At 67.3% G+C, this 14,444-nt stretch carries 14 protein-coding genes; 11 read left to right on the top strand and 3 right to left on the bottom strand.

Translation table 11 applies throughout. From position 1 onward, the window contains the following. The first annotated feature begins 33 nt into the window (after positions 1–33). The 8 genes from boxB (at position 34) to AC07OD_RS10705 (ending at position 7,720) form a co-directional block, all read left to right on the top strand. Positions 34–1,461, top strand: a complete 1,428-nt coding sequence (boxB, locus tag AC07OD_RS10740) for a benzoyl-CoA 2,3-epoxidase subunit BoxB (RefSeq protein WP_492244599.1) — start codon at positions 34–36, stop codon at positions 1,459–1,461. Between the two features lie 40 nt (positions 1,462–1,501). Next, positions 1,502–2,782 (top strand): benzoyl-CoA 2,3-epoxidase subunit BoxA, encoded by a 1,281-nt coding sequence (boxA, locus tag AC07OD_RS10735; protein ID WP_218339746.1) that lies wholly within the window; start codon positions 1,502–1,504, stop codon positions 2,780–2,782. Between the two features lie 383 nt (positions 2,783–3,165). After that, positions 3,166–3,378 (top strand): hypothetical protein, encoded by a 213-nt coding sequence (locus tag AC07OD_RS10730; RefSeq protein WP_218296137.1) that lies wholly within the window; start codon positions 3,166–3,168, stop codon positions 3,376–3,378. Between the two features lie 92 nt (positions 3,379–3,470). Next, complete coding sequence (locus AC07OD_RS10725; protein WP_494596561.1) at positions 3,471–4,121, top strand: hypothetical protein; 651 nt, start codon at positions 3,471–3,473, stop codon at positions 4,119–4,121. Between the two features lie 294 nt (positions 4,122–4,415). Then, positions 4,416–5,579: a DUF3182 family protein gene (locus AC07OD_RS10720; RefSeq protein ID WP_218296139.1), complete on the top strand. Its 1,164-nt coding sequence runs from the start codon at positions 4,416–4,418 to the stop codon at positions 5,577–5,579. Then, complete coding sequence (locus AC07OD_RS10715) at positions 5,563–6,321, top strand: alpha/beta hydrolase family protein (RefSeq protein WP_218339748.1); 759 nt, start codon at positions 5,563–5,565, stop codon at positions 6,319–6,321. The genes AC07OD_RS10720 and AC07OD_RS10715 overlap by 17 nt, the downstream gene beginning before the upstream one ends. A gap of 146 nt (positions 6,322–6,467) precedes the next feature. Beyond that, positions 6,468–6,617 carry a hypothetical protein gene (locus AC07OD_RS10710; protein WP_218296141.1) on the top strand — a complete coding sequence of 50 codons (150 nt, stop codon included), beginning with the start codon at positions 6,468–6,470 and terminating at the stop codon, positions 6,615–6,617. Positions 6,618–6,688: 71 nt separating this feature from the next. After that, entirely contained in the window at positions 6,689–7,720 is a 1,032-nt protein-coding gene (locus AC07OD_RS10705; protein ID WP_494596558.1) for an SDR family oxidoreductase, read from the top strand. An 18-nt stretch (positions 7,721–7,738) separates the two neighbouring features. Here the strand turns inward: AC07OD_RS10705 and AC07OD_RS10700 are convergent, their stop codons facing one another. Then, a complete protein-coding gene (locus AC07OD_RS10700; RefSeq protein WP_218296143.1) occupies positions 7,739–8,116 on the bottom strand; it encodes a DUF779 domain-containing protein in 378 nt (125 codons plus the stop codon). Positions 8,117–8,291: 175 nt separating this feature from the next. Beyond that, a complete protein-coding gene (gene exaC, locus AC07OD_RS10695; protein WP_494596556.1) occupies positions 8,292–9,815 on the bottom strand; it encodes an acetaldehyde dehydrogenase ExaC in 1,524 nt (507 codons plus the stop codon). A 311-nt stretch (positions 9,816–10,126) separates the two neighbouring features. Here exaC and AC07OD_RS10690 point away from each other — a divergent pair, with 311 nt between their 5' ends. Continuing rightward, positions 10,127–12,070 carry a sigma-54-dependent Fis family transcriptional regulator gene (locus AC07OD_RS10690; protein WP_494596554.1) on the top strand — a complete coding sequence of 648 codons (1,944 nt, stop codon included), beginning with the start codon at positions 10,127–10,129 and terminating at the stop codon, positions 12,068–12,070. Between the two features lie 60 nt (positions 12,071–12,130). On the opposite strand, the gene AC07OD_RS10685 is transcribed toward AC07OD_RS10690, so the two are convergent. After that, entirely contained in the window at positions 12,131–12,343 is a 213-nt protein-coding gene (locus tag AC07OD_RS10685) for a hypothetical protein (RefSeq protein WP_369643377.1), read from the bottom strand. A gap of 210 nt (positions 12,344–12,553) precedes the next feature. On the opposite strand from AC07OD_RS10685, the gene ku reads away from it, so the two are divergent. Continuing rightward, entirely contained in the window at positions 12,554–13,462 is a 909-nt protein-coding gene (ku, locus tag AC07OD_RS10680) for a non-homologous end joining protein Ku (protein WP_494596552.1), read from the top strand. Positions 13,463–13,575: 113 nt separating this feature from the next. Next, the gene (ligD, locus tag AC07OD_RS10675) at positions 13,576–14,427 is read left to right on the top strand and encodes a non-homologous end-joining DNA ligase (RefSeq protein WP_494596550.1); all 852 of its coding nucleotides are present in this window, start codon (positions 13,576–13,578) and stop codon (positions 14,425–14,427) included. Positions 14,428–14,444: the final 17 nt, after the last annotated feature.

Genomic DNA, 14,444 nt, shown 5'->3' with positions numbered 1-14,444 from the left:
TCCGCAGCCCTCCGCACAACCCAAGGAACAACGATGAGCACGATCAACTACAGCGAGAAGATCCCCAACAACGTCAACCTCGGCGAAGACCGCACGCTGCAGCGCGCGCTCGAAGGCTGGCAGCCCAACTTCATCAACTGGTGGGACGACGTGGGCCCCGAAGGCTCGACCAACCACGAGGTCTACCTGCGCACCGCCGTGAGCGTGGACCCGCAGGGCTGGGCCCAGTTCGGCCACGTGAAGATGCGCGACTACCGCTGGGGCATCTTCCTGAACCCGGGCGACGCCAACCGCGAGATCCACTTCGGCGACCACAAGGGCGAGAAGGCCTGGCAGGACGTGCCCGGCGAGCACCGCGCCAACCTGCGCCGCATCATCGTCACGCAGGGCGACACCGAGCCAGCGAGCGTGGAGCAGCAGCGCCACCTGGGCCTGACGGCGCCTTCGATGTACGACCTGCGCAACCTGTTCCAGATCAATGTGGAAGAGGGCCGCCACCTCTGGGCCATGGTCTACCTGCTGCACAAGCACTTCGGCCGCGACGGCCGCGAGGAGGCCGAGGCACTGCTGCAGCGCACCTCGGGCGACGTGGACAACCCGCGCATCCTGGGCGCCTTCAACGAGAAGACGCCCGACTGGCTGGCGTTCTTCATGTTCACCTACTTCACCGACCGCGACGGCAAGTTCCAGCTCTCGGCCCTGGCCGAAAGCGCCTTCGACCCGCTGGCACGCACCACCAAGTTCATGCTGACCGAAGAGGCCCACCACATGTTCGTGGGCGAATCCGGCGTCTCGCGCGTGCTGGCGCGCACCGCGCAGGTGATGAACGAACTGAAAACCGACGACCCGGCCAAGGTGCGCGCCGCCGGCGCCATCGACCTCGGCACGGTGCAGCGCTACCTCAACTTCCACTACAGCGTGACCATCGACCTGTTCGGCGCCGACCAGTCGAGCAACGCGGCCATCTTCTACAGCTCGGGCCTCAAGGGCCGCTACGAAGAAGGCAAGCGCACGGACGACCACATTCTCAAGGGCCAGACCTACAAGGTGCTGGAGGTCAAGGACGGCCAGCTGCTGGAGAAGGACGTGCCCATGCTCAACGCCCTGAACGAGGTGCTGCGCGACGACTTCATCAAGGACTCGATGGCGGGCGTGGGCCGCTGGAACAAGGTGCTGGAAAAGGCCGGGATTCCCACGCGCCTGTCGGTGCCGCACAAGGCTTTCAACCGCCAGATCGGTGCGCTGGCGGGCATCAAGATGTCGCCCGACGGCCGCGTGGTGAACGAGGTCGAATGGGCCGCGAAGCGCGATGAATGGCTGCCGAGCGCCGAAGACTTCGCTTTCGTGGCATCGTTGATGGGCCGCGTGGTCGAGCCGGGCAAGTTCGCCGGCTGGATCGCGCCCCCGGTCATGGGCATCAACCGCCAGCCTATCGATTTCGAGTACGTCCGGTTCAATTGAGTCCCTGAGCCGCTGCCGGGAGACTTGCTGGAAGACAAATATGGACACCACCACGCTGATCGACAACGGCATCTTGAAGCAGCACCTGATCGACCCCGAGATCTGCATCCGCTGCAACACCTGCGAGGCGACCTGCCCGGTGGGCGCCATCACGCACGACGACAACAATTACGTCGTGCGGGCCGACGTGTGCAACGGCTGCATGGCCTGCATCTCGCCCTGCCCCACGGGTTCCATCGACAACTGGCGCACCATGCCGGTGGCGCGCGCGTACACGATCGAAGAACAGCTCACCTGGGAGGCGCTGCCGCCAGAACTGGCGCCCGATGTGCTGGCCGCCGAAGGCGCAGCGCCCTCGGCCATGGACACCGCACTGGCGTCGTCCGCACCGGCCGCACCCGTGGAGCCGGGCACGCAGGCCTTCCGTTCCGCCCAGTACGGCGCCGCCGTGCCGCCCTGGTCGGCCGCGCACCCCTACACCAACCTGTTCCCGCCCAAGAGCCCCACCACGGCAACGGTGGTGGGCAACTTCAACTGCACCGAAGCAGGCTTTGAAAGCGAGACGCACCACGTCGTGCTCGACTTCGGCAGCATGCCGTTCCCGGTGCTGGAGGGGCAGTCCATCGGCATCGTCCCGCCGGGCACCGACGTGCTGGGCAAGGCGCACCATGCGCGCCAATACTCCATCGCCAGCCCGCGCAACGGCGAGCGGCCCGGCTACAACAACCTGGCGCTCACCGTGAAGCGCGTGACCACCGACCACGACGGCAACGCCGTGCGCGGCGTGGCCTCCAACTACGTGTGCGACCTGAAGGTGGGCGACAAGGTGCAGGTGGTGGGGCCGTTCGGCAGCTCGTTCCTGATGCCCAACCACCCCCGTTCGCACATCGTGATGATCTGCACCGGCACGGGCAGCGCGCCCATGCGCGCGATGACCGAATGGCGCCGCCGCCTGCGCAGCAGCGGCAAGTTCGAGGGCGGCAAGCTGCTGCTGTTCTTCGGCGCGCGCACCCAGCAGGAGCTGCCCTACTTCGGCCCGCTGCAAAGCCTGCCCAAGGACTTCATCGACATCAACCTCGCGTTCTCGCGCACGGCCGGGCAGCCCCGGCGCTACGTACAGGACCTGATGCGCGAGCGCGCCGCCGACCTGGCCGCGCTGCTGCGCGACGGGAACACCCACTTCTATGTCTGCGGCCTCAAGAGCATGGAAGAAGGCGTGGTGATGGCGCTGCGCGACATCGCCCGCGACAGCGGCCTGGAGTGGGAACAGGTGGGCGCAGTGCTCCAGCGCGAAGGACGGCTGCACCTGGAAACCTACTGACGGCAGGCCTGGCGCGGTCCCCTGCGGAGCGGGGGCCGCCGCCGAGTTTTCATTGAAAACGGGCTTCAGCGCTTGATACACAAGCGCCATAAGCTATATATTTAATAGCAATTCATCTATTGCCGGCGCTCCGCACGCCCATAGGCCCCCTGGCCGCACTCGCCCCCTGCGGCCGCGCAGCGGCCGCTCGGCCCCGCGCCAGCCGCGTCCCCGCCACCCGCTCGCCTGCGCGCTGCCACATGCGCGTGGCCTGACGCCGCCGCATGGAAAAAAACCGACCCGCCTATAGGACGGAACCTACAGAAATCGCTGCCGCAGATTTTCAAAATGAATTCACACACGGCCTTCGTGTGCATTTTTTTTTGATCATCAGGAGATATTCCATGCCCAACAACAACCCCCAAGGCCACAACCAATACACCGACGACAGCGACTCCCAGCGCAAGAGTTCGGGCAACCGCCAGGCGGAGCAGAGCACCGGCGCTTCCGGCAGCCGCCAGCAGGGGCAGAACGAGCGCCCGGGCTCCGGCGGCAACCAGGGAAGCCGCGAGCAGCAAGGCGACTCTTCCCGCCGCTCTTCCCAGAACCAGCGCTGAGCCGGCCTTGTAGGCACCGGCAGGCATTTCCTCGCAACCCTGGCTGACCAGCCAGCAACCATGAACGGACCAACACACCAGGAGAATTGAAAATGGGTTATCGAGACAGTGATGACAGCGGCTTTTCCCGCCATGGCATGGGTCGGGACCACGACGAAGGGCGGTATGCCGAACGCGCCCACCGCGGCAGCATGGACCGCGATGACCAGCGCCCGGGCTACGCCCCCGAGCTGGATGACCGGTACGGCCAGTACGGCATGGTGCGCAACGACTACCGTGGCAACGCTGGCCTGGGCCTGCCGCCGCGCGAGGGCCGTGACCGTTTTTCCTCGCCGGACCGGTTCCAGGGAGGCGGCGGCTACCGCAACGATGGCCGGGAGATGTACCACCCGCCGAACAGCCGCTTCGACAGCGACTACCGGGACTACCAGGACCAGGACCGCGCGGGCTATGCCCGAGGGGGTGGGCGCTGGGGCAGCGACGATGAGCTGCGCGGGCCCTCCCAGGGCCGCCAGGGTCACCACGACCCCGACTACCAGCAATGGCGGCAGGAACAGCTGCGCCTGCTGGACGAGGACTACCAGTCGTGGCGCAAGGAGCGCTACGAGAAGTTTTCCGACGACTTCAATACCTGGCGCACTTCGCGCAATCAGCAGTCCCCCTCCAAGGGCCAGGCCGGTGCCACGGGCAGCAGCACCAGCAATCCCGGCGCCACGTCCGGCAAATCCAAGGACGCAGGCTGACGGCGGCGCCGCTCCTTGAGGAAGGCCGGCGGGCGCACGTTCGCCGGTGACCCGGCCCATGGCGCGGCGCCCCTGCCTCCCTGGCCGCCCCTCCCCCGCGCGGGAGTGGGCGGCTTATTCCTGCCCGCGTGGAACGGGTCGGGCTTCCCCTGGCGTTCCCGGCTGGCGCGCTCCGCGCCACAGTTGCTCATTCGTCCTACAACAGGCCCGGCGGTCCAAAAATACGATGGCGGCATCCCCCTGGCGATGGCGCCGCCGGCCCCTCTCGCCGTTTCCGAGAGCAAAGGAATCCGCATGACCGCCTTGTCCGCATACGGTGACGCTCTCCGCCCCTCGCCCTCCAGATCATCCGCCCAGACAGAAATCGTCATGCCGTTCACGCAGGGCATCAAGGGGCACTCGAGCGTGCACGAACACGTGACGCGCGAGCAGATCGCCCGCCATGTCGCCGCGCTCAAGGGCTGCCCCTTCATGGAAGAGGTGCCCCAGCCCTTGTGGACCCGCCGCACCTACCTCGTGCCCAGCGACACCCTCGTGGCGTCCACGGCGCAGCGCCTGGGCCTGTTGGGAGAAGACGACCTGTTCGGCGGCGTGGTGCCCCATGCCTTCGTCGCCACGAAGGCCATCACCCATCCCCTGGTGTCGGCCACGGCCGCGGCCCCGCAAGGCTGGAGCGAGGCGTTTTCCCGCCGGGTCGGTGCCGCCGTGCTGCCGGGCTACACCGCGTTCTCCAGCCGGGATGCGCAGGAGGCCGGTGAACAACTGCTGGCGCTGGGTCCCGTGCGGGTCAAGCCCGTGGGCGAGACCGGAGGGCGCGGCCAGACGGTGGTGCCCGACGCCCGCGCGCTCTCCGCCTGCCTGGCGGCATTGGGCAAGGCGGCCCTGGTCGAGCAGGGCATCGTGCTGGAGCACAACCTCTCCCAGGTGGACACGCTGAGCGTGGGCCAGGTGCGCGTGGCGGGCATCCTGGCCTCGTACCACGGCAGGCAGCGCCTCACGCAGAACAACACCGGCGCGATGGCCTACGGCGGCTCCGACCTGACCGTGGTGCGGGGCGATTTCCACGCGCTCCTGTCCACGCTCCCGCCCGGCCCCGTCCGCAAGGCGGTCGATCAGGCCCTGGCGTACGACGCCGCGGTGCGGGAATGCTTTCCGGGGTTTTTCGCCTCGCGCATCAACTACGACGTCGCGCAGGGCATCGCGGCCGACGGCCGGTGGTGCTCGGGGGTGCTGGAGCAATCCTGGAGGATCGGCGGCGCCACCGGCGCCGAAGTGGCCGCGCTCGAAGCCTTTCACGCCGACCGCTCCCTGCGCTCGGTGCAGGCCAGCTGCGTGGAGACGTATGGCCGCTTCGAGCCCCTTCCGGCAGCGGCGACGGAATACTTCCGGGGAGAGGATCCCGAAGTGGGCCTGCTGACCAAATACGCCCTGGTGCATCGCGATGGCCACGCGGCATAGGGCGATCCAGATTCCCTCGGGGGACCGCACGATCGCGGGCACGCTGGTCGCGCCCGACACCGTGGTGCCGGGCGTCATGCTGGTGCACGGCTGGGACGGCAGCCAGGAGCAGTACCTTGCGCGCGCCCATGCCATCGCCGCCCTGGGGTGCATCTGCCTGACCTTCGACCTGCGGGGCCATGCCAGCGACAAGGCCCACCGCGACACGGTCACCCGGGAAGACAACCTCAACGACATGCTCGCCGCCTACGACCTTCTCACGGGCCACCCCGCGGTGGACGCCAACTCCGTGGCGGTGGTGGGCAGCAGCTACGGCGGCTACCTGGCCACCGTGCTCAGCGCGATGCGGCCCCTGCGGTGGATGGCGCTGCGCGCTCCCGCGCTCTACAAGGACGAGGACTGGCTGGTGTCCAAGCAGAACCTCGACCGCCAGGAGATATCCCGCTACCGCGCCATGAAACTCGCCTCCGACAGCAACCGCGCCCTGGCGGCCAGCGCGGTCTTCGAAGGGGATGTGCTGCTGGTCGAATCCGAACTCGACCACATCGTCCCGCACCCGGTCATCGAGAACTACCGCGCCGCGTTCCTGCGCACCCACTCCATGACCTACCGGGTGATCAAGCAGGCAGACCACAGCCTGTCCAAACCCGAATGGAGCGAGGCCTACACCGCGATGCTGGTGACCTGGATGTCGGAAATGCTGGGGCTGGCCAAGAACGGACAGCCCTCCGGCAAGAAGTGACGTAGGCCGGCGGGCGCCGGAGGCGCCACGCCACCCGCCGGGCCTTCGCCGTATCCATCCGATGGGCACAGTCAAAACTGTCCGACACGGCCGCCGCGCGCGCGGAGGGCTAATGGAGCTTCTTCCCTGCCGCCCTGGAGAACACCATGTCCAAGACACACCGCTCCGGTTCCGATCCCCACCTCAAGCCCCGCGAACTCAAGCGCATGCGCCAGTGGGAAGCCATGGCCCGGCCCCGCCAGGTGCCGCTGCGGTTTCCCGAGCCCGAGCCCCCGCTATGGAAGCCGCTGGGCTGACCGCGATTGCACACCACGCGCCGGCCCGACGCCGCCCGTTTCCCATCCACCGCATGTGAAGAAGCCTTGCCATGAAGCCATCATCCAAGACAGCCCCGTCCACCCCGGCCGCACGGGCCACGGCCACGGCCGCGAAGCAAAAGAAGATCCAGGCAGCGCAGGACCGCCGCGACGAGCGCGCCCGCCCGGCCATGGCAGCGCCCGCTTCGGCCCGGGGCAAGGCCCCCGCGCCCGGCCCCGGGCGCTCGGAACCCGCCCCCCCGCTGCCGGCCCAGCACCTTGCCAAACCCGGCAGCGAGGCCGAGATGCAGCTCAAGCCGAGGTTCGAGGCACCCCACTACCGGGGCAGCGGCAAGCTCACGGGGTTCTCCACCCTCATTACCGGGGGCGACTCCGGGATAGGCCGTGCGGTGGCGGTGCTGTTTGCCCGCGAGGGCGCGGATGTCGCCATCGCCTACCTGGCCGAACACGAGGATGCCCAGCGGACGCGCGAGCTGGTGGAGGCCGAGGGCGGCCGGTGCATCCTGATACCCGGCGACGTCAAGGACGCGGCATTCTGCGCCGGCGCCGTGCGGCAGGTGGTCAAGGCGTTTGGCAAACTCAACGTGCTGGTCAACAACGCCGCGTTCCAGGAGCACGCGGACTCCCTCGAAGCGCTGACGGCGGAGCGTTTCGACGAGACGTTCCAGACCAACATCTATGGCTACTTCCACATGGCCAAGGCAGCCCTGCCCCACTTGCACCGGGGCGATTCGATCATCAACACCGGCTCGGTCACCGGCCTGCGCGGCAGCAAGGAACTGCTGGACTATTCCGCCACCAAAGGCGCCATCCATGCCTTCACCAAGGCCCTGGCCCACAACCTGGCCGAGCGGGGCATCCGCGTGAACGCGGTGGCCCCGGGGCCCGTGTGGACGCCCCTCAACCCCGCGGACAAGGCGCCCGGGGACATCGCCAGGTTTGGCGAAAAGACGCACATGGGCCGCCCGGCACAGCCCGAGGAGATTTCTCCCGCCTATGTGTTCCTGGCGGCCCCCTGCTGCTCCAGCTACATCACCGGCACCGTGCTGCCCATCACGGGCAACGCGGGAGACGGCGCGTGAAGAAAGCGGTGTGCGGCATCACGCCAGATCCTGGCTGACCCGTGGTTCGATCTCGGCCCACTCCCCGTCGGTGAACAGGCGCGAGCGGGTGTGGAACGCCTTGCCCGTGCTGCCTTCCAGCGAAAACGTGCCGCCGTGCCCGTCGATCACATCCAGGATGAGCTGCGTGTGTTTCCAGTACTCGTACTGGGATTTGCCGATGTAGAACGGCGCGCCGCCCACATCGCCCAGCAGCACATCGCTGGCTCCAATCGTGAGATCGGTAGGCAGATAGCAGTTGGCCGCACTGTTGTCGCAGCAGCCACCCGACTGGTGAAACAGCACGCTGCCATGCTGCGCCTGCAGCTGCGCGATCAGCGCCAGGGCTGCCTCGGTGGCAATGACTCTCTCGACCATGGTGATCTCCTGGTGCGCCGACAAAAAACGCTGCTGTGCTGAAAGTAATTTCGCTGCAGCGTCACGGTGGTTCACAGAGCGTCGATGGCCAGGCGCGTCGTCGCAGGCAGCGGCAGCGCCAGGGCAAGACGGCGCAACGATGCCAGCGGCGCCCTGTGGGCCACAACCCACCAAATCAGAAGAAGCCGAGTTTGTTTTCTGAGTAGCTCACCAGCAGGTTCTTGGTCTGCTGGTAGTGGTCGAGCATCATCTTGTGCGTCTCGCGCCCGATGCCCGACTCCTTGTAGCCGCCGAACGCCGCATGCGCGGGATAGGCGTGGTAGCAGTTGGTCCATACGCGGCCGGCCTTGATGGCGCGCCCCATGCGGTAGGCCACGTTGCCGTTGCGGCTCCACACGCCCGCGCCCAGGCCGTACAGCGTGTCGTTGGCGATGGCCAGCGCCTCGGCCTCGTCCTTGAAGGTGGTCACGGCCAGCACGGGGCCGAAGATTTCTTCCTGGAAGATGCGCATCTTGTTGTGGCCCTTGAACAGCGTGGGCTGCACGTAGTAGCCGCCTTCCAGGTCACCGCCCAGGTGCGCCTGGCCGCCGCCGGCCAGCACTTCGGCGCCTTCCTGCTTGCCCAGGTCCAGGTACGACAGGATCTTGGTGAGCTGCTCCTTGCTGGCCTGCGCGCCCATCATGCTGTCGGTGTCGAGCGGGTTCTGGTGCTTGATGGCGGCTACGCGCTTCAAGACACGTTCCATGAACTTGTCGTAGATGGATTCCTGGATCAGCGCACGCGACGGGCAGGTGCAGACCTCGCCCTGGTTGAACGCGAACAGCACCAGGCCCTCGATGGCCTTGTCCAGGAAGGCGTCGTCCTTGTCCATGATGTCGGCAAAGAACACATTGGGGCTCTTGCCACCCAGCTCCAGCGTGGCGGGGATGAGGTTGTTGGCGGCGGCCTGCGCGATCACGCGGCCCGTGCTGGTGGAGCCGGTGAAGGCGATTTTTGCGATGCGCTTGCTCGTGGCCAGCGGCATGCCCGCCTCGCGGCCATAGCCGTTTACGATGTTGAGCACGCCGGGCGGCAGCAGGTCGGCGATCAACTCGGCCAGGATCAGGATGGAGATAGGCGTGGACTCGGCGGGCTTGAGCACCACGCAGTTGCCCGCACCAATCGCAGGCGCCAGCTTCCAGGCTGCCATCAGGATCGGGAAGTTCCACGGAATGATCTGGCCCACCACACCGAGCGGCTCCTGGATGTGGTACGCCACGGTGTTCTCGTCGATGTTGGACAGCGCGCCTTCCTGCGCCCGCACGCAGCCCGCGAAGTAGCGGAAATGGTCCACGGTGAGCGGGATGTCGGCGTTCAGCGTTTCGCGGATGGCCTTGCCGTTGTCCACGGTTTCGGCATAGGCCAGCAGCTCCAGGTTCTGCTCGATGCGGTCGGCAATCTTGAGCAGGATGTTGCCGCGCGTGGCGGCGTCGGTCTTGCCCCAGGCGTCGGCGGCGGCGTGGGCGGCGTCCAGCGCCAGTTCGATGTCTTCGGCGGTGGAGCGGGCGGCCTGGGTGTAGACCTTGCCGTTCACGGGCGAGATGACGTCGAAATACTGGCCCTTGGCCGGGGCCACGAGCCGGCCGCCGATGAAGTTGTTGTACTGGGGCTTGTAGGCGATCTTGGCGCCAGCGGCGCCGGGGGCTGCGTAAACGGTCATGTTGTCTTGTCTCCGGTGGATTTGTGGACATCTGCTCGGCACCTCGCGCCGCCAGATAGAGGACATGACTCAAAACCCGTGCCAACCTGCTCCATCTGCCAAGTGCTTGATTTTTATGGCTTTGTTTGCGCGTCCGCAATAAGGTGCGGCCCATCGGGCGTCAAGGTGTCCGCTCCAGAACGCGACACCTGTCACGAAATGGAACAGTTGAAGCCGCCCACCGGCCATCGCTATTGCCCTGGCCCCCGGCGGCCGCCATACTGGCTCGTACACAGGGCGCGTTGATGACGCCCGGGCAGGAGACACACACCATGCGATCCACATCCACGTCCACCTCGGTGGCACTGCGGCAGGCCCGCCAGCACCTGCTGGAATCAGGCCAATGCCCCAGCGGGCTTGTGGACGAGCGTCTGGCACGGTCGTGGCAGCGCAGCATGGACAGCGGCCTGCTACCCACCGGGCGGCTGGGCAACCCCGACAACCTGGAACACCAGGCCTTGCGGCAGTTGCGCGGCCACCACCAGGAGTTGCTGGCGCATTCGCGCCCCGTCATGGAGTACCTGTTCGAGCAGGTGCGCGACAGCCAAAGCGTGGTGGTGCTGGCCAGCCCCTGCGGCACGCTGGTGGACACCTGTGGCGACGCCTACTTTCTGGGCAAGGCCGAACGGGTGGCCCTGACCAGTGGCGCTTCGTGGCACGAAAAGCAGCGCGGCACCAACGCCATCGGCACGGCGCTGGCCGAAGTGGCGCCCGTGGAAGTGCATGGCGCCGAGCATTTTCTGGAGCGCAACGGATTCCTGACCTGCGCCGCCGCACCCATCCTGTCTGCCACGGGGCAGATACTGGGCATTCTGGATATCTCCAGCGAACACAGCCGGGGCAACCCCCACACGCTGGGGCTGGTCAGCACCGCTGCGCACATGATCGAAAACCGGCTGCTGGTGTCGGGCAGCCAACGCCATGTCCGCCTGCACCTGCACACCCACCCCGAGGGCATTGGCACCGTGGCCGAAGGCATCGCGCTGGTCTCGGAAGACGGCTGGGTGGTGGGCGGCAACCGCAGTGCGCTGGCGCTGCTGCGCCTTTCCATCGCGCAGCTGGGCTGCGTCTCGCTGGACCAGATCCTCCATCCAGGCCTAGAGGATCTGTTGTCCCGCCACCAGCGCCGCCCCGACGCGCCGCTTTCCCTGCGCAGGCACGATGGCTCCCAGCTCTTCGGGCAACTGGTGCCCGACAAGCGCACCGTGCGCCCCCTCGCCCCCGCCGCGCCCTCCAGTACTCCCCCGGATGCCCTGGCGCGCCTGGACACCGGCGATGCGCGCTGGCGCATGGCGGCAGCCAAGACACGGCGCATCCTCGACAAGCCCATCCCCCTGCTGCTGCAGGGCGAATCGGGCGTGGGCAAGGAATGGTTCGCGCGGGGCGCGCACCAGAGCGGACCGCGCCGCGACGGCCCCTTCATCGCCATCAACTGCGCGGCCATGCCGGAGGCGCTGATCGAGTCGGAGCTGTTCGGCTACGCACCCGGCACGTTCACCGGCGGGCGCCGCGAAGGACGCCTGGGCCTGCTGCGCGAGGCCCAGGGCGGCACGCTGTTCCTCGACGAGATCGGCGACATGCCTGCGGCCCTGCAGACGCGGTTGCTCCGGGTGCTGCAGGAGCGGCAGGTGGTCCCCCTGGGCAGCGGCCATCCGGTGGCCGTGGACTTCGCCCTCATCTGCGCCTCCAACCGCAAGCTGCGCGAGGAGGCGGAGCAGGGGCGCTTTCGCGCCGACCTGTACTACCGGATCAATGGCCTCGCGGTCGAGCTTCCACCCTTGCGTGAACGCACCGATTTCGAAGCGCTGAGCGCGAGGATGCTGGAGGACATCGAGCCCTCCCGCGCCCTGCGGCTGGCGCCGTCGCTGATGGCGATGCTGGAACAGTACCCCTGGCCCGGCAATCTGCGGCAATGCGCCAGCGTGCTGCGGACCACCTGCGCGATGCTGGAGCCGCACGAGGAGGTGCTCGAATGGCACCACCTGCCGGACGACTTCCAGGACGAACTCCGGCGGGCCGACCGGTTCTGCGCGCCAAAGGAAGCCCCGCCCCCGCCGCAGAACCTGGACGAACTGTCTCAATCCGCCATTCAGCAGGCCCTGGAGAGCTGCCGTGGCAACGTGAGCCACGCGGCACGCACCCTGGGCATCAGCCGCCAGACGCTCTACCGCAAGCTGGCAATGCGCAGGGAGAGGCTCGCCCACCCGCCCGGGTGACCAGGCCCCTGCCGCGCCACGGCGCTGGCGCTGCCGACATCCGCTCGGGGATCGCGGGCCTTACGGTTGCCGGTCTCCCTTGGCGTATTCCTTGAGCGCATCGATGGCCTCTTCGCGCGTGGCCCAGGAGGCATCGCGGACCGGCACATTGTGTCCGTCTATCAGAAGGCTCTGCACCGTGTAGCGCCCCTGCGGCGTCCTGCAGAGCACCGCGGAGTAGGAGCTTGCATCCGCCGTGCCAAAAACGTTCTCTTCCTCGAGTTCACCGGGCATGGAAACCTCCTCATCCGTTCGCCACGTTGGACCTTTGATTGTCGGCAGCGGAGTCCGCCAACGGTGTAGGCCAATGGCCCCTTGCGCCTTCTTCGGAGGCCGCGGCGCGCCGCTTTCCTACAGACATCGAAGGGCTGCCGCGAAACGATCGAATCCAACGGCCCCGCGACGCATCCCGCGCTGCGCGATGCCCTGTTAGAAAGTGCGTACATGGCTACCAGCAACCGGGTGCTCTGGAAGGGCGCCATCTCCTTCGGCCTTGTCCATATTCCCGTGGGCCTGCACACCGCCACCACGGAGCAAGGCATTGATTTCGATTGGCTGGACAAGCGGTCGATGGACCCCGTGGGCTACAAGCGGATCAACAAGCGCACCGGCAAGGAAATCGACAAGGCCCACATCGTCAAGGGCGTCGAGTACGAGAACGGGCAGTACGTTGTTCTTTCCCCGGAGGAAATCGAAGGCGCCTTCCCGCGCACCACCCAGACCATCGAGATCGAGCGCTTTGTGAACGCCCAGGAAATCCCGTTCGTCTACCTGGAGCGCCCGTACTACGTGAGCCCCATCAACAAGGGGCACAAGGTGTATGCCCTGCTGCGCGAAGCCCTCGCCAGGACCGGGAAGATCGCGCTGGCAAAGGTCGTGATCCAGACCAAGCAGCACCTGGCGCTGCTGGCACCCTCGGGACCCGCGCTCGTCCTCAACCTGCTCAGATGGGGCGACGAGGTCAAGGGTTTCGAGGGACTGGATCTCCCCGCCCTGGGCGCCACCGCCATCAAGCCCAGCGAGATGAAGATGGCGACGCAGCTCATCGCCGAAATGACCGGCCACTGGAAGCCGGAAGATTTCAAGGACGAATTCCGCCAGCAGGTCATGGACCTGGTGGCCGCCAAGGTCCAGCAGGGCGATACCCGCACGGTCACGCAGCCCGCACAGGCCGCCACGGGCAGCGCGGAAATCATCGACCTCACGGAGCTGCTGCAGCGCAGCCTCAAGCCCGGAAACCGCCGCCCTGCCGCCAGGCCGGCGGCCAAGGAGGGCGGCACGGCGCCGCGCAAAACCGCGCGCAAGCGTGCCGCGGCCAAGACGCCTTCCGCGCAGCGCAAGAAGGCGGCCTGATGAAGCGCGCGGACGCGGCACACGCACCACAGGCCCCGGCGACGCGATCGCCCCGCGCCAGGAAACGCGCCAGATCGCCACAGCCCGGACCGCGCATCTCCCACGGCGAGCGCGTGATCGATCCGTCCACGGGATTCACCAAGATGGACATGGTGCGGTACTACGCCAAGGTCGGCCCCTTGATGCTGCAGCACCTGAAAGCACGGCCCGTGGCCCTGGTGAGGGCTCCCGGGGGCGTGCCGGGAGAACTCTTCTTTCAGAAGCACCAGGAGGCCGAGGCGCTGCCCGGCATGCGGAGCCTGGACCCGGCGCTGGACGAGGGGCATGCGCCCTTGCTGGAAGTGGTCTCCCCACAGGGCTTGCGCAGCGGGTCGCAGATGAACGTCCTTGAATACCACACCTGGAACGCGCTGAAAGACAGGATGGAGCGCCCCGACCGGCTGACCTTCGACCTGGACCCGGGCGAAGGCGTGGCATGGGCGGATGTGCGTGAAGGCACGCGGCTGCTGCGCGTGCTGCTGCAGGGACTGGGGCTTCCCGCCTTTTTGAAAACCAGTGGGGGCAAGGGCCTTCACGTGGTGGTTCCGCTCAAGCGCCTGCGCGACTGGGACACGGTCAAGGATTTTTCCAGGGCCATCGTGCTGCACCTGGCCGAGACGATCCCGCAGCGCTTCGTGGCCAAGAGCGGTCCGCGCAACCGGGTGGGCAGGATCTTTGTGGACTACCTGCGCAACGGCCGCGGTGCGACGACCGTGAGCGCATGGTCGGCACGCGCACGGCCGGGAATGGGCGTTTCCGTGCCCGTCGGTTGGGAAGAACTGGATGCGCTGACCAGCGCCGCCCACTGGAACGTCCGGAACATCGACGCGAGGCTTGGCGTGGGCAATGGCCCCTGGCAGGCCTACGAAGAGGCCGCGGTGAGTTTGACACCCGCGATGAAAGCGCTCGGATTCCGGCCCGGCTGACGTTTGCCCGCGCTCCC

Source organism: Acidovorax sp. GW821-FHT10E03 (genome assembly GCF_059415205.1).
The sequence above is the reverse complement of the archived record's forward strand: the minus strand, read 5'-3'. Positions and strand labels throughout refer to the sequence as shown.